The organism is Desulfitobacterium nosdiversum (genome assembly GCF_049860565.1).
In the GTDB taxonomy this organism is placed as follows: Bacteria; Bacillota; Desulfitobacteriia; order Desulfitobacteriales; family Desulfitobacteriaceae; genus Desulfitobacterium_A; species Desulfitobacterium_A nosdiversum.
On sequence record NZ_CP172056.1, the window covers coordinates 721,551 to 737,541 of the forward strand.

Below are 15,991 nucleotides of genomic sequence, written 5' to 3' on the forward strand. Positions count from 1 at the left end.
TTGTCCTCCTTTGACATATGGAAAGTACACTTACTAGTTTGACCCTCTTTCATTCTCAATATTCCCTCATCCCTCATTTCCGAATCTTGGGATGAGCAACGCGACGTTTTAAATCAAAACCATAGCCCTCAGATAAAACATGCATGAGTACTGGGGTAAGGACTAATGCCTGTCCCGGCGAACTCTCCGAAACATTGCTGGCGATTGTCGGCGAAGCATCAACCACAGTTACTGTATTGCTTCCTACAACCAAAAACCTCCCATCTGAATGAACCAATATCGCCGTATCCTCGTCAATTCCTATCCCTAAAACGTATGGATTTTGGGAAATAGCCGTCAAAAGCCGTCCGATTCTCCCCCGTTGAGCAAAATGTTGATCAACAACAACGGAGCGCAAAAGGCTAAGACCCGGAGCCATCGTTAACGTATTTTTTTTAGGAGTTCCGGCTTCTCCACCGACAATCATTGTATCAGACATCACTGAAGCTCCGGCACTCGTCCCGGCAATAATGACACCTTGTTCATACAGTTTATGAAGCGCTTTGCCAAGACGGGTGCCTCCCATAATTCCCGTAATTCGCAATTGATCCCCCCCTGTAAAAAAAACTCCTGATGATTTCTCCAATTGACGAACCAAGCTTTCTTCGTTAGCTCCAGTCCGCTCTGAAACATCAAGAATTTGAACCTCTCCACCTCCCAGCTTTTGAAAAAGCTCCTGATATTGTGCTCCAACTTGTTCAGGATACCCCGTTGCAACCGTCAAAACGGTAATAATGCTTTCACGTCCTCCGGCCTCTTGGATAAAACGTTTTAAGATTTTGCATTCACCCTCTTTATCCTCAGCTCCGCCAATAATGAGAAGCCTCCCATCAACATAATCGCTCATTAAAATCCTCCCTCAAATTTAAGCCATTTTCTAATCACCCTTATTTTCCGCACAAAGTACCTTGCATTATTCAAAATTTTATTTTTTCTAAACCCTTGCATAAGCTCCTTCGAGACCTTAATTCCATAAAATGCTAATAAAAGGGGGGGTAATCGATGCCTCAGCGTCAAATCGTTATTCATCGTTCCAGCCGTCAATTAGAACTTTATGAAGGTAACAAAGTAATCGCCCGTTACCCTATTGCCATAGGTAAATCGAATACGCCAACACCAACTGGGTCCTTCTCAGTTGCTAGTAAATATAACAACCCAGGCGGTGTCTTTGGCAGCCGTTGGTTAGGGCTTTCAATACCGCATTACGGAATCCATGGAACAAATAATCCTGCCAGCATCGGAACAATGGCATCCTTGGGTTGCATTCGTATGCATAATAATCATGTTGAAGCGTTGTATCATCAGGTCGGAGTAGGCACACCGGTTATTATAAAACCTTGAAGCCTTAAGTTAGCCTTTCAAGAGAATTTCGAGTACAGCCGCTCCGGCCGGGCGCTCGCAGAGCAAACTTACGGCTCAAACTGCTAATGCAAGCGTACGGGGTTCCCGCCAAAATCGGCTCCTGCCTCTGTTGGCGGCGGGAACGTCCTTGTTCCCGCCCCGTTAATGCAAGCAGCAATTTGAGCCGAGTTTACAAACTGCTCGCTTAAAGACCTCCGCATCTGTACTCGCAACTCTCATTAGTATGCTTTTAGGGTCACTTGTTTGGAATTCTTTGTTTGAATTAATAAAAAGGAAAAGGCACCTAATTGGCGCCTTTCCCTTTTATGCCTACTGATTTACTTGTCTTAATACGGGCTTCGCGGATAGCCCCTGCGCAGCTGCCCGCGTGTCTCAATTCCCCCGACTCCGTCAGTTCCGGTAACCGTATGCTGGATAATATCCTTTAACGAAACCATACCGTCAATGGGTGTATGAGCAATTCTTTCAACGATAAATACGGGATCAAAAGCATGAATTAAAATTCGCTTCGGTGAAGAGGCAAAGTTCGCACCGGCTGACAGGATTGCTTCATAGTTTGATTGGCAGGCCCCGGCAAAGATAACTAAAGCATCACGATTGGGCTGAAGTTTGCGGGCCTCAATCACCGATTGGACAAAATAACGAGAACTTCGATAACTATCAAGGCTCCGAAAATCCTTTTTTCCGTGAAGAAACCCGTCATGCCCCGTCAGAACTAATATATCTGCCGGATTCTCCTGAAGAATTTTACAGATAACTTTAGGCTGTTCTACTTCAGATTTGCAAAATCCCTTAGCCTCCAATCCGAGCTGCTGATAAGTCTTAATACATTGATTTAAATAATCTTCATCTCCATCAAGATGAAGCACCCGACCTGGAATTTCGAAGTACTCCCCAGTATCATTTTTATCCTGAATACCCTTTCTCTGATTTACAACAACATTCAGCTTTTGATAAATATCTTGGAGATCTTTTAATTGATAATAGGCCACTTCTGTTGGATTTTTTTCGATGAGATCATTTAGTGGAGCGTCCGCTAAGAGCCTTGTGTTGATGCCCTTAAGTAAGGCCGTTTTTTCCCCGCCATTGGCTTGAATCTGTACAATTCGAAAAAAAAGATCTTGTTTGTGCGAATACCTAGCGACAATGTCTCCAACATCAAACACGCTTTTCCCTCCTTCCTCTTTCCTTATTCTATGGCGAATATTCTAAAACGGCATATAATGTTATGAAATCATCTGCCGGGGAGAGAGTAACGTGTATGATGTTGTAATACCCGTTAAGAATGAAGAAAAAAGCATCCTCGCAGTTTTAACGACCGTTCTAAGGTTACCCATTCGGTATATCATCCTTGTCCTGAACGGCTGTACGGATCGGACATTGGAACTCACCCGCTCTATTCCTGACAAACGCATTCATACGATCTATTTTGCGGATTCCCTGGGCATTGATATTCCGCGGGCAGTCGGTGCGCTTTATGCACGTAAATTAAATTCTCAGGGAGTCCTCTTTGTGGATGGAGACATGTCGGGAAATATTTTTCCGAATCTCAAAAGCCTTCTTAATGCCCTTGATCAAGAAATTGATATTTCATTAACAAACTGCTACCCCTATATTACACACCGAGCTAAGCTTGCTCATCTTGTTTCGCGATTTCGGGCGAATCTCAATAAGGAACTGAGGTTATTTCATGACCTGGGGCTAGCTACCCCAACGCATGGCCCTCACGCTTTATCTGCTAAGGCTCTCGAATCCATTCCTCCTGAAGGAATTGCCATCCCCCCTTTATCCTTGGTTTGGGCGACCAAGCTCGGATTAAGGATTCAAGTTGCTACTTCAATACGGCATGAAGTTTTAAAATCACCGCGCAAACACCGAAAGCATGCCCGTTTAATTGCTGAAACGATTATCGGGGATTGCGTTATGGGGTTTGCCCTCGCTCATGATGAGCCCCTCACCCGTTCCTTAGGCAAACATCAAATGCTGGGATATCATCCGGAGAGACGATTCGATATTCTTAAACTTTGGCAAGAAGCCTTGGAAATTTCTCATCCATATTGCGAACAACACCTTATTATCCCCTGCTGTGTTATGTCTCAAGCTAATCCTGCCTCAGATGAAGTCTCCATTAAAACAGAAAAAAGTTAAATGTCTATTCCTTGCGTTTAATAAACACCAGCCTGCAAACACTAAGCTGGTGTTATTCATTATGTCTACACTTGAAAGCAAGGTGTAAACTTTGAACTCTGCCTCCAGAATCCCTGAAATCGATTTATTACGCGTTGCTGCGTTAATCCTAATGATTCTCTACCATCTTTTCTATGATTTAGATACTTTTACACAAGTCTCATTCAAAAGCGATATTTTAGTTTGGATGATGGTTGTCGCCAAATTAGCCGCCTTTCTTTTTATTTTTCTTTCGGGCATAAGCAGCAACCTTAGCCGCAATCCAATACATAATGGCATTACTCTTCTTTTCTGGGCTCTTCTTATTTCTTTAATAACCTCTATAGCCCTGCCGGAAACCTACGTTCGTTTCGGAATTCTGCATTTTCTTGCCTGTATGCTGCTTCTCTATCCCATTTTTCAAAGAAGTTCCACTACATTTTTAATTATTTTTGCCCTAGTTTCTATAAGTCTTGGCTTTTATTTTAAAAATATCCATGGGATAGGGCCTTGGCTTATTCCCTTAGGAATAATGTACCCAGGATTTAAGAGCATCGATTATTTTCCGGTTTTTCCTTACAGCGGGCTTTTTGTATTCGGAATTCTTTTTTATCGTTTTCGCTTTGCCGGTTTTACAAATTCCAGCACCTATTCTTTTCCGCCCATAATAGAAAAAATGAGCAGACACTCTCTGCTCATTTACCTTCTCCATCAACCTATTTTATTATTGATCTTATTCATCTTCCAAAAAGCAAAGGCTTAGCTTTTTCTTCCGATCCACCAAACCGAGAAAACAGTTAACGCTAAAACAATAAAAATATTAAAAGGCGTCAGATAAGCTTTTGGTGAAGCTAGATAGAGTTCAACTAAACCAAAAATGATAAAGATTAGGGCAGAAACCCATTTTACTGTCCGCTCGGGAATTTTTCGACCGGCAACAATCCCCACATAAATGCCTAAACCATCCGCGACGAGCATGCCCACCGTTGTTCCTAAAAGCGTCAAGAACGGGCTCTCATATTTCGCTGCTAACGCAATCGTTGCCAGCTGAGTTTTATCACCCATTTCAGCCAGGAAAAAGGCAATTGCTACCGTAATAATCGGTCCAACAACTAATTTTCTTTGGTGTTCATCATTCAGTGTATCTCCTCGAATGGTCCAAAGGCCAAAGAAAATAAAGGATGCGGCTGCAATCCATTGAACCCATTCAAGGCGCAATGATGCTCCTAAGTACGTACCTACTAAAACTGCTAAGCCATGATTTAAAACTGTGGCTATAAGAACTCCCCAGATTACGGAACGTGCCGGAAAACGGGTTGCAAATGCCATCGCTAATAACTGTGTTTTATCTCCCATCTCGGCAAGAACGACCATCAACGCTGCTCCAAGAAAAACCCACATATAATCGTACTCCTTTAGTTCATAAAATAAGCGAGACACTTTAACACAGCTATCTGCTAACAGCCGTGTTAAAGGTCTCGCTATTGATTTCCCAATGTAAAGCCAGGAAATAATTACTTCCAGTATGTTGACTCCACCTGCATATAAAATGCCAGCTACTCCCCTTTAACTGTTTCTTAGTTTAAGAAAAAATCATCCTTCTGTCAAGCCTTAAACTTGGACAAAAACAATCTAAAAAATTCTTTTTATTTTCGACTGATCTTCTTTATTATCCTCTCAAATTTATTAATTTCTAATCATTAACTCAATTTTATGTAAAAAGGACTTGGGACAAGACCGTTGTAAGAATTGTCATAATTGCACTACAATTACAGAAGATAGATCATTGATCAAGGAGGTTTAAGTGAAGAAGGGGGAAGGGGATAATGGAAAACCAATTTAAAGCGTCTCTCCTCGACAAAAAGACGGTATCAGTTACCTGGGAGCTCGTTCCCGGCAGGGGCGCACGCGAACAAGCCCAGGAAAGTGCACTCTATTCCGCTGAACAAGCAGAAAAGGGAGGAAAAATCCATGCCTTAACCATCACCGATAATCCCGGAGGGAATCCGGCGATGCTTGCGGATTATTTAGGACAGGAAATTTTAAAATTGGAAATTGAACCTCTCGTTCACTTTACTTGCAAAGATAAAAACCGAAACCAAATGGAAAGCCAGCTTTATGCATTGGATCGTTCAGACGTCCGAAATCTCTTAGTGATGACGGGGGACTATACTGTATCCGGTTTTAAAGGGCGACCCAAACCCGTTTTCGATCTTGATCCAACGCACACCCTTGAACTAATCGCTGATATGAATCGGGGGCTTTCCGTTGCTGGACCTAAAGGAGTTGGTCAGCATCACCCCAGTGATTTTTTTGCTGGAGCCGCCGTTTCCCCCTTTAAGGCAACGGAAGCCGAACAAATGGTTCAATATTATAAAATGAAAAAAAAGATAGCAAGCGGGGCGCAATTTATTGTCACTCAACTGGGTTACGATGCCCGTAAATTCCATGAAGTCTTGCAATTCATGAAGTTGAATGATTTAAACGTTCCGATCATTGGCAATATCTATATTCTTCCCTATGGGGCCGCCCGAATCATGAACCAAAACCAGCTTCCAGGGTGTATTGTAACCGATAAACTCCTTAAGGAACTAGATCAGGAGAGGACATCCGAGGATAAAGGGCTAAGTGCCCGCCTTCTTAGAGCTGCCAAAATGTATGCCTTTATGAAAGGAATGGGCTTTGATGGGGTACATATCGGCGGAAATAATATTAAATATGAGCAAGTCGAATATATCATTGATAAGGGAGAAGAACTCAGCGCCAATTGGAGAGATTTTATAAAAGAATTTGATTATCCAATCCCTGATGGATTCTACTATTATGAAAAAGATGAAAAAAGCGGACTCAATAGTCCTATCCCTGCAAACCGAAAAACTTTACCGCTGAATGCTCCTGTTGGCATAAGCTTTCGTACCTTAAGACTTATGCATAGCCTTATTTTCACTCCCAATAAAGCCCTTTTCCCTATGATGAGAAGCATCTACAAAGTAAAAAAAGATCCTCGTAAACATAGTCTTGAACATATCATCAAAGTGATATCCAATGATTGTAAAGACTGTGGCGATTGCGCCCTGCTGGATCTCGCCTATCTCTGTCCTATGTCTCAATGCCCGAAAAATCAACGCAACGGAGCTTGCGGCGGAAGTTATCAAGGTTGGTGTGAAGTTTATCCTAATCAAAAACAATGCATCTATGTCAGGGCCTACTCTCGTCTTAAGAAATATAATGAAGAACAGCAGCTTGATTCTTACTCTATTCCTCCGGCAAACTGGGATCTCTATCAAACCTCTTCCTGGTCCAACTTTTATTTAGGCAGGGATCATTCCGCCGCAATCCTGGGTATTCCCTCATTAGAACAGGAATCATCTCTTAAACCCTCTCAAATCGCTTCGAAGAAAAACGCAGCCCAATAATTATCGTAAACGTTATTATTAAAATAAAAGAGCGCTTGATCGTCGAATCTCATGACGTTCAAGCGCTCAACTAATTCCGAATAATAATAAACGATATAACTAACTCTTAAGAAATACTTCCGTAATCATCTGAAACTCCTCAATACTTAAGGTTTCTGCCCGTCTTTGTCCATCAATCTCCGCTTTTATTAAAATTTCTTCCCCTCTTTTCTTTTCAATTCCTAATCCAGAAGAGAGGGAATTTCCAAGCGTTTTCCGTCGTTGGCTAAACGCTGCCTTTACAACGCGGAAAAAGTCTTTAGAGTCCACATGAAGGCTAGGATAGGGACGTAATTTTAAACGTAGGACTGTTGAATGAACTTTAGGCGCCGGCCAAAATGCCTGCGGGGAGACATTGCAGATTCTTTCGGCATCCGCAGCAGCCTGCACAGCAATGGATAAAACACCATAATCCTTATTTCCAGGTTTAGCAACAATGCGGTCGGCAACTTCCTTTTGAACCATGACCGTCATACCAATAAGGGATTCCTTTTGTTCAAGAAAATGCATCAGAAGCGGGCTGGTAATATAATAGGGTAAATTTCCGACTAAGAAGCCTTTTTGCTCCCCCCAGATTTCACTCAATTGCAGTTTCAAGGCATCCATAACTAAAATCTCAAGAGGGAGCCCCTGAAGTTCGTGTTTTAGAATTTCTACTTTACTTTGGTCTAATTCAACCGCCCAAAGCTTATTGACCTCACGCGCAAGAATTCGTGTCAACACACCTAAGCCAGGACCAATCTCAATCAAAGGAATATCTGGGTCTAGTACACTTGCCCCGACAATTTCAGAAATAACCTGATCCTCCATGAGAAAATTTTGCCCTAAAGACTTATGGGCCCTAGCTCCCTTTTTTAACAATCGGCGTGTGTAATCTGCTGCACTTTCCATTCGTTCCTCCTACTGCTGATCTAAAGCATTTTCAAAATCCTCACGAGAAATTCGAAAACGATTTAACCGATGCAAAAACTGCTTAGCATTTGCATCCCCTAATCCTAAAATCCGGCCAACCCTTCTCCGTTTTTCAGCAGAATCCGAAAGACCCACAAGTCCTGATCTTACCAAGTCGGCGGTATCAAAAACCGGCTTTTCCAATATCGAATATTCCTTCTGAATCAATCGAAAAGCACGTCGAATATCTTCTGGAGAAGCATTTTCTACCCCGATATCGCGATCATCTTTGGAGCGAGCTTCTTTTTTAGATAAATAGACATGCTTTGCCTCGGGAACTGTACGCCGTATTCGTTCTCGGATCTGCTCCCCTACAGAATCTGGGTCTGTTAAAACAATAACTCCGCGATGAACAGCCATTTTTTTGATATATTGAAGCTTTTCAGAGGTTAACCCATATCCATCCGTCCAAAGGATATCGACTGGACCTAAAGCACGTCGGATCGCCTGAGCATCATTTTTTCCTTCAACAACTATCAATTCTTCAATCATTTAATAACTTCCCTTTATTTTTATAACTATGTCTCTTTTGCGTATAGCAATTAAAAAATCTAGTGATTAAAATTTGGTGATTAAGCTAACTTATCTAATAATCTTATCCTATATTTCTTAATTTCTCAAATCGGGTAAAAGGAAAGCATAAAAATTTTAAGTATTTTTATTTTCTAGTGAAAAATAATAAGAAGAGCGGGATTTTCCCCGCCCTACTTTTGTTTAAAATATTTTGTTTAAAACATTTTATTTTTAGCCTACTGTTTATTTTTATTTGTTCCGTATGTTTTAATTAGACTGTTCCAAATATCCGGGTCTTCCATACCCACTCGCCAAATCGCAACACCATGCAGCTTATGTTCTTTCGCATACTCCATTTTAGGTTGCAAGCTTTTTGAATTCTCCAAATAGACTTCGTGGCGAACTCCATCCGCCGTATAACTAAAATGGGGAACTTTATTTGTTTCATCGAACATAACTTGAACTCCATGTTTTTTAGCACGATCCATTGACTGAGCAAACGACAAATAGTCGGGCACAGTGGGTTTATTCGAACCCCAATCAAAGGAATATACCGGAAGGCCCATCACAATTTTTTCTTTCGGAATCTTTCCTACTGCAAAGGTTATAACTTTGTTAACCCATGAAGGAGAAGCAATAGGCCCTTGAGTCGTTCCTAAACCATGCTCATCATAGGTCATCAGTACGACTTGATCAGAAGCTTTACCAATGGCTGCATAATCATAAGCACCAGACCATAAATCTGAGGGGTAGTCAATAAATTTAGCGGGAATCGATACGTTCAAAACTTTGTCTTTGGCTTTTAGCGCATTATGCAATTCATTAAGAAAAGCAGAATAGTTGTTTCGATCTCCAGGCGGAGTCTTTTCAATATCTACCGCGATCCCGTCCCATTTTTCGTTTACAGTTAGATTAACAAGATTATTGACGAAGGTGGAACGTAAGGAGGAATTCGCCAAAACGCGATGAACTAAATTAGGATCAAATCCTCCTCCCCTCATGTTGTGAATCAAAGCATAGGCTTTTGCTCCATTTTTCTGAGCCGCATCCTTAATGCTCAGGTCTTTCTTTCCAGAAGTAATAACCTTACCGTTTTCATCAAAAGTGTACCAGAAGAAAGAAACTTCATCTAACATTTTTATGTTCTTCATCATTGAATCCTTGGAACCTGGTGTAGGACCTTCAGGATCAGTGTAGAAACCCATAACCACACGCTTTTCAGATCCAAGAACATCTTGACGTGTATCCGCTTCCGCCTGAGGCGGCTGACCATTATCCGTCATTTGTTGTTGTGGCTGAGTCGGTGGCTGTGATGGATTACATCCGGTCAAGTTGAATCCTAATACTAAGACTGCTGTTACAGCAAAAGTCAGAAACCGTTTCATTCAGAAATCAACTCCTTCATCTTGATTCGATGCCTGACTTTATTTTCCCCTCTTCAATTCAGCTTATGTATGATTCATTAACCATAATATTATAAAATTGGTTATTTATTGAATTCAAAGGATTAAATTAGGGCATTTCAAAATAGCGAGCTATTCCTTTGGCAACAGAATGTGCCAGTTGATCTTGATACCAAGCTTGTTGAAGCTTTGCCCGTTCTTTTGAGTTGGATATATAACCCAATTCAACTATAACGGCCGGCATGGGCGTGTTTTTAATAATATAAAAATCTCCAGGTTTAGCAATTCGCCGATTCATCCCCGGAACTTTGACAAGTTCCTCTTGGATTATCTCCGCTAATCTTTTTCCCTCTGCCGATTGATTATGGTAAAACGTTTCAGCACCTGAATTTAGGCCCCCAACCGTTGCATTAAGATGCAAACTGACAAAAGCATCAGCATTAGCCTGTTTCGCTAAGCTAATTCGATAATTTAAATCGGCTTGTTTTTTTGTTTGTCTGCCTCGAGTCCCATCCGGAACATAATCAATGTCCTCATCTCGTGTAAGAATAACTTCAATACCGCTGGGTTTAAGCAATTCACCCACTCGTTTAGCCATTTGCAAATTAATTTCCTTTTCATAAAGTCCTTGAGAGGTTATGGCTCCGGGATCATATCCCCCATGACCAGCGTCGATCACAATAATATGGCGTATATTCATGTGACTGACAACGGCAGTTGAACCCTGCCAGAGTACGGAGAAAACCAGTCCAGACATCAGCATTAGGATTATAAGGACTGCCATTCCTTTTGTATTTCTGCCTGTGATGATTACTGGTGTTCTCAAATTTCTCCCTCCATATGACATTTTTATCTGATTCTAAAATATGATAAAAAGGCTTGTAAAAATTCTGACCTGCTTGGCCCTGAATAAAAAACTTATAGGATACTAAAGCATAAAAAGTGCTGCTGCATTATGAATATTTTCATTATGCAACAGCACTTTTAACTTGTGGATGAGTAATCTAATAAATTTAGTTAGATATATTCTACTTTACATAAACTATGACTGAGCGTACCCCCCATGAATTAGCCGACTCCTCAGAATCCATATAGAGGTCGACTCGGTTTCCTTTAATGGCGCCTCCTGTATCTAAAGCAATTCCATCTCCATAACCCTCAACATAAAGAGAACTTCCTAAAGATATTACGCGCGGATCTACCGCAACGACTCCATAACGCACAGCTCCACCCGTCGCCGTTATTGAACCCGAGGAATATGCACTGGCGCGTACTAAGATTGCCTTAGTAAAATTTATTGTTCGACCTCCTCGAGAAATTGAGGTTTGAGCTCCACGAGAAACAACTTGATTGACAGGGGAACGAAGCACTTTTTGTTCAAGTATATCTCGCTTTACTTCTTTTCCGTCCTCTAGGGTTATCCTCACGATTTGTTGATTAAGACCATTTGAACCCCTATTTATAGAGCGATCCGGCAATCCAACGGGAAAATCGCCGGGTTGCGCGACCACTTGGTAAGGTATTTCCGTCGATACTGTTTCAACTTTTTCTGCAACTCTTACAATCTGGATTTGATCATTTTCTTTAAGTTCCTGATCTAAGGGTAACGAAACCTTATCCTGATCACCCAGGGATATTCCTAGTTTTTTTAACCCCTCTGCAACTGTGCGAGGTGCTAAATATGGATCAATCTGTTTTCCATCAGCTGTTACATGAATTTGAATGGCTCTCTTAACCTCTATATCCATATCTGCTGCCAGCATCGCTTGCCGGTCAATATTGACTTCGTCAGTTTCCTTAAGATTAAGGCCTAATCGTTCCGATAAATCTTGCAAAGTCTCCCCGACTGTTGTCTTAGCCGATCGTCCGGTATAAACCTTCCCATCAAGCTTTAATTTAAGTGGAAGGCTTCGGGTAACCTGAACCTCTAAATCCTGTGTTACTTGCGTTGAGCGATCAGGGGTAACAACATCTTCTGGGAAAATACCCAGTCGTGAAAATCTTAATGCGCCACCCACTGAATTACTAATTGTTGTTACTCGGACGACTTTCCCGTCAATATTTACATTAATAGTTTTTGCCTTTAAATAAAGCCCGAAAGTCACAAGCAATATTATTCCAAATAAAGCTGTAAATATTTGAGCCTTGCGGGAGCTTTGAACTAGAGAAATAGCCTTAGTCCCCGTTTTCTCAATCATTGAATCCCTCCATAAAAATTAACATCTTTTTCCAATACCACCCACAACTTCATTTTATCTTATTTGTGGTCAGCTGTCAAAATAATTTACATTATTTTCCATTCAATATGTAGACCTTTGCCGGTCTTCTTCCCCAATTAATACATCTTTGCAAATTAGGGAAAAATACATCAATAATATTTCCTTTAATTAACCCCCCTGTGTCTGCCGCAATCGCATATCCATATCCTTCAACATAAACCTGACTTCCTAACGGAATAACTCTCGGATCAACAGCAATTATTCCTTCTCTTGGATTAACCCCTGTAGCTGTTTGATAACCCGTAAAAGTGTAAGCTGTGGCTTCCATATTTATTACTTTTTGGACATTAAGCTGATTAACATCAAAGCCCCCCTGGCTTTTGGGTTCAACGGCGGGTTGACTGTTGCGAATGATAACCCGTTTTTTAGGAGCTTCAAGCATAAACTGATGTGTAATACGTTCACTCGTAATCTCTCCATTAACTCGAGTTGTTTTAATAATCCTCCTCTCAATCCCCTTATCTCCTGCTTCTTTGACCTTGCTCGTACCAGGCACAAGTTGATCTGACTCAATAAATTCTGTGGAAGTTGGAACTTCTACATCCACAATTTGAATATCAGATGTGATTTGGGAACTTCGCCTAGTTTCTAGTTCAGGTTCTTTTTCTTCCGTTTTTAGCTCCAACGGCTGAACCTGGGGTGATATTCTTTGAGGAAAACTATCCAGGTTTATATTTATATTAGCAGGGATATAAGCCACTGTTGTCCCTGCTAATAATAACCCGCTCCCTATATACAAACTTCTGTTCTTAGTACCACGCCAAAAATCTGTATAGGTTGCTATTGGCAATGAATACATTTTTCTCCCCCCTTATCTTATAGTATGATTAGGACAAGCAAAAAAGAACCACCCAGCAACCTTATAAAATAAAGTGAAGTTGCCTCTTAAATAAGAACAAAAAAAGTCTGAAAAGCATCATTGTTTTTCAGACTTAAATTTTTTTATTTAAAATCTATATGCTAAGTACTTTTAAATATAAAATTCTTTTAAACCTTAAATAATTTTGAAGCATTTTCAAATGACTGCCGAGCCACTTCCTCGAAATCCAATTTTCGAATCTCTGCGATTTTCGCTACCACTTCACGAACATAAGCAGGTTCATTTCTTTTACCCCGATAAGGCTCAGGAGTTAAGTAGGGAGAATCTGTTTCCACAAAAAATCGATCCCTAGGTACCTTGGCCGCCACTTCAACGGCATACCGCGAATTTTTAAAAGTAAGCGGTCCGGCGAAGGAAATATAAAAGCCTAAGTTTAAAACGATTTTTGCCATTTCCCAAGAACCAGAATAGCAATGGAAGACTCCTCCGTGCTGTGGGGGATGTTCCTTAATGGTTTTCAAAAGATCCTCATGGGCGTCTCGATTATGAATAATAATCGGTAAACCGGCCTGATTTGCAAGTTCAATCTGTTGAATAAAGATATCCTTTTGAATGGATCGAGGTGATAAATCACGGTAATAATCTAAACCAATCTCACCCCACCCAATAACCTTATCATCCTGAGCAAGCTGAAGAAGTCTTTCCCATGTCTTTGCACTTACTCCCTCAACATCATGAGGGTGTACTCCCACCGCTGCATAAATAAATTCATAGCGATGAGCTAACTCAACCGAATTTTCAGAGGAAGGCAAATCATATCCTACATTCGTAACACGAGAAATTTGAGCCATTTTTATATTAGCAAGAATCTGTTCAAAGTCCTCTCGATAACGGGGATCATCGAGATGAGCATGGGTATCCCAAATCATTTAACGCGTGCCCCACCCGGTAAATCTTTATCAACAGTCAACACTTCTAATACTCCATCTTGAGAGGCAGCAAGAATCATGCCTTGAGATACAATTCCCCGTAATTTTGCCGGCTTCAGATTAGCCACAATAACTACAGATTTGCCCACGAGTTCATCAGCCGTATAGTGTTGAGCAATACCAGAAACAATCGTTCTTTTTTTTCCTGAAACTTCAATTTCAAGCTTCATGAGTTTGTCTGTTTTCTCAACCTTTTCCGCCTGCAGAATTTTTGCGACTCGTAAATCGATTTTCGCAAAATCATCAATTGTAATCTCTTCTTTGATCGGTTCAAATTCCGGTTTTACTTCAGTTTTTATTTGTTCATTATTTTTTTGTTCCTGATCCACGTTTTGATTCTCCTCTTCTGTAATCCATTGTGATAAATCGACACGGGGAAATAGCGGTTGACCTTTTTCAACATGAATTCCCTCAGCTAATACATTCCACTGATCAACCTCTTCCCAAAGAAGCATATCCTCTTTTATTCCAAGGAGGGCAAATATCTTCGAAGGAAGTTTAGGCATAAAGGGGGCGGTGAAAATAGCCATTATACGAATAGCCTCGGCAAAGATATGCAAAACATGATCAAGTCTGAGCTTTGAATCTTCTCGTTTTGCCAATGCCCAAGGTGCTGTTTCATCCACATATTTATTCATACGGGCAACCAGCCGCCAAATATTTTCCAAAGCGCCTGCCGGATCTAAGGCCCCCATTCTTTCCTCTACTTTGGCCTTAACCTCTCGGCTCAGCGCCTTAATCTCCAGTTCTAATTCAGTATCCTCTCCGCCCTTCGGAACGATTCCACCCCGATATTTGACAATCATCGCTAAACTCCGAGAAACAAAATTCCCTAGATCATTAGCTAAATCACTATTAAGTCTGTCAACCAGATTATCTTCTGAATATGTACCATCCGCTCCTACTTGCATTTCACGAAGAAGGAAATAACGAATTGCATCAGATCCATAGCGACGGATTAACTCGAATGAATCTTGTACATTTCCGCGGGACTTCGAGATTTTTCCCCCTTCCTTGCTTAAAAACCATCCATGTCCATAGACAACTTTAGGCAAAGGAAGTCCTAACGCAATTAAAATAATCGGCCAAATAACAGCATGGAAACGAACAATATCCTTACCCATAAGGTGAACATTGGCCGGCCAATACTTTTTATAGAGTTCGCCATCCGGAAAGCCTAAAGCAGAGATATAGTTAATCAATGCATCCAGCCAAACATAGACGACATGTTTTGTATCAAATGGAACCTGAATCCCCCATTGAAAAGTAGTCCTTGATACACAGAGATCTTCCAGCCCGCTCTCAATAAAACGAATCATCTCATTACGCCTTGAAACGGGTTGAATAAAGTCCGGATGATCCTGAATGTGTTTTAGCAAAACATCCTGATATTTAGAAAGCTTGAAGAAGTAACTCTCTTCCTTCAGCATTTCAACTTCGCGCCCGCAATCAGGATTCGGACACTTACCCTCTATTAATTTTGTTTCCGGCCAAAATGTCTCGCAAGGCGTACAGTACCATCCTTGATATTCGGATTTATAAATATCCCCTTGTTCATAAAGCTTTGTAAAAATAGATTGGACGACCTTATGGTGACGTTCTTCTGTTGTTCGAATAAAGTCATCATTAGAGATATCTAACTCTTCCCAAAGTGATTTAAAGCCCTTAACAATTCCATCGACATAGCTTTTAGGATCCATTCCCTTACTTTCGGCTGTACGAACGATCTTTTGCGCATTTTCATCCGTTCCCGTTAGAAAATGAACCTCATCGCCTTTCATGCGATGATACCGAGCAAACGCATCTGCCGCTACCGTCGTATAAGCTGTTCCAATATGGGGGCTGGCATTAGGATAAAAAATTGGAGTCGTTATGTAATATTTCAAGAGACTCATCCTCTCTAAAAAAATTTCGAGATAAATATATTATAAGTTTTCTCGTCAAATATTGTAGAATAACTTCACTATAATCAGCCTATTAAGTGGATCACAAAGAGATTTTTTTTGTCAAGTAT

15 protein-coding genes are annotated in these 15,991 nt (G+C 40.9%); 4 read left to right on the forward strand and 11 right to left on the reverse strand.

Features of this window, described 5'->3' with window-relative positions:
- Positions 1 to 73 precede the first annotated feature (73 nt).
- Positions 74 to 886: a cyanophycinase gene (locus ACHOLT_RS03500; protein ID WP_425805797.1), complete on the reverse strand. Its 813-nt coding sequence runs from the start codon at positions 884 to 886 to the stop codon at positions 74 to 76.
- 155 nt (positions 887 to 1,041) lie between these two features.
- Between ACHOLT_RS03500 and ACHOLT_RS03505 the strand changes: the two genes are divergently transcribed.
- On the forward strand, positions 1,042 to 1,380 hold the full coding sequence (locus ACHOLT_RS03505; protein WP_425805799.1) for a L,D-transpeptidase: 339 nt from the start codon (positions 1,042 to 1,044) through the stop codon (positions 1,378 to 1,380).
- A 347-nt stretch (positions 1,381 to 1,727) separates the two neighbouring features.
- Here the strand turns inward: ACHOLT_RS03505 and yabG are convergent, their stop codons facing one another.
- Positions 1,728 to 2,567, reverse strand: coding sequence for a sporulation peptidase YabG (yabG, locus tag ACHOLT_RS03510; RefSeq protein WP_425805801.1), 840 nt, complete (start codon positions 2,565 to 2,567; stop codon positions 1,728 to 1,730).
- A gap of 91 nt (positions 2,568 to 2,658) precedes the next feature.
- On the opposite strand from yabG, the gene ACHOLT_RS03515 reads away from it, so the two are divergent.
- Positions 2,659 to 3,549, forward strand: coding sequence for a glycosyltransferase family 2 protein (locus ACHOLT_RS03515; RefSeq protein WP_425805803.1), 891 nt, complete (start codon positions 2,659 to 2,661; stop codon positions 3,547 to 3,549).
- Between the two features lie 91 nt (positions 3,550 to 3,640).
- Positions 3,641 to 4,330, forward strand: coding sequence for a heparan-alpha-glucosaminide N-acetyltransferase (locus tag ACHOLT_RS03520; protein WP_425805805.1), 690 nt, complete (start codon positions 3,641 to 3,643; stop codon positions 4,328 to 4,330).
- On the opposite strand, the gene ACHOLT_RS03525 is transcribed toward ACHOLT_RS03520, so the two are convergent.
- Positions 4,327 to 4,968, reverse strand: coding sequence for a TMEM165/GDT1 family protein (locus tag ACHOLT_RS03525; protein ID WP_425805807.1), 642 nt, complete (start codon positions 4,966 to 4,968; stop codon positions 4,327 to 4,329). The two genes, ACHOLT_RS03520 and ACHOLT_RS03525, sit on opposite strands and share 4 nt — an antisense overlap.
- 425 nt (positions 4,969 to 5,393) lie before the next feature.
- Here ACHOLT_RS03525 and ACHOLT_RS03530 point away from each other — a divergent pair, with 425 nt between their 5' ends.
- Complete coding sequence (locus tag ACHOLT_RS03530; protein ID WP_425805809.1) at positions 5,394 to 6,983, forward strand: methylenetetrahydrofolate reductase C-terminal domain-containing protein; 1,590 nt, start codon at positions 5,394 to 5,396, stop codon at positions 6,981 to 6,983.
- Positions 6,984 to 7,082: 99 nt separating this feature from the next.
- Here ACHOLT_RS03530 and rsmA read toward each other — a convergent pair whose 3' ends face one another.
- The 8 genes from rsmA to metG form a co-directional block, all read right to left on the reverse strand.
- A complete protein-coding gene (gene rsmA / locus ACHOLT_RS03535) occupies positions 7,083 to 7,913 on the reverse strand; it encodes a 16S rRNA (adenine(1518)-N(6)/adenine(1519)-N(6))-dimethyltransferase RsmA (protein WP_425805811.1) in 831 nt (276 codons plus the stop codon).
- A 9-nt stretch (positions 7,914 to 7,922) separates the two neighbouring features.
- On the reverse strand, positions 7,923 to 8,465 hold the full coding sequence (rnmV, locus tag ACHOLT_RS03540; protein ID WP_425805812.1) for a ribonuclease M5: 543 nt from the start codon (positions 8,463 to 8,465) through the stop codon (positions 7,923 to 7,925).
- Positions 8,466 to 8,722: 257 nt separating this feature from the next.
- Positions 8,723 to 9,871, reverse strand: a complete 1,149-nt coding sequence (locus ACHOLT_RS03545; RefSeq protein ID WP_425805814.1) for a glycosyl hydrolase family 18 protein — start codon at positions 9,869 to 9,871, stop codon at positions 8,723 to 8,725.
- A 127-nt stretch (positions 9,872 to 9,998) separates the two neighbouring features.
- On the reverse strand, positions 9,999 to 10,715 hold the full coding sequence (locus ACHOLT_RS03550; protein WP_425805816.1) for an N-acetylmuramoyl-L-alanine amidase family protein: 717 nt from the start codon (positions 10,713 to 10,715) through the stop codon (positions 9,999 to 10,001).
- Positions 10,716 to 10,917: 202 nt separating this feature from the next.
- The gene (locus tag ACHOLT_RS03555) at positions 10,918 to 12,087 is read right to left on the reverse strand and encodes a ubiquitin-like domain-containing protein (RefSeq protein WP_425805818.1); all 1,170 of its coding nucleotides are present in this window, start codon (positions 12,085 to 12,087) and stop codon (positions 10,918 to 10,920) included.
- Positions 12,088 to 12,178: 91 nt separating this feature from the next.
- Positions 12,179 to 12,967, reverse strand: a complete 789-nt coding sequence (locus ACHOLT_RS03560; protein WP_425805820.1) for a 3D domain-containing protein — start codon at positions 12,965 to 12,967, stop codon at positions 12,179 to 12,181.
- 188 nt (positions 12,968 to 13,155) lie between these two features.
- Positions 13,156 to 13,917: a TatD family hydrolase gene (locus tag ACHOLT_RS03565; protein ID WP_425805822.1), complete on the reverse strand. Its 762-nt coding sequence runs from the start codon at positions 13,915 to 13,917 to the stop codon at positions 13,156 to 13,158.
- Positions 13,914 to 15,863 carry a methionine--tRNA ligase gene (gene metG / locus ACHOLT_RS03570; protein WP_425805824.1) on the reverse strand — a complete coding sequence of 650 codons (1,950 nt, stop codon included), beginning with the start codon at positions 15,861 to 15,863 and terminating at the stop codon, positions 13,914 to 13,916. The genes ACHOLT_RS03565 and metG overlap by 4 nt, the downstream gene beginning before the upstream one ends.
- Positions 15,864 to 15,991 lie beyond the last annotated feature (128 nt).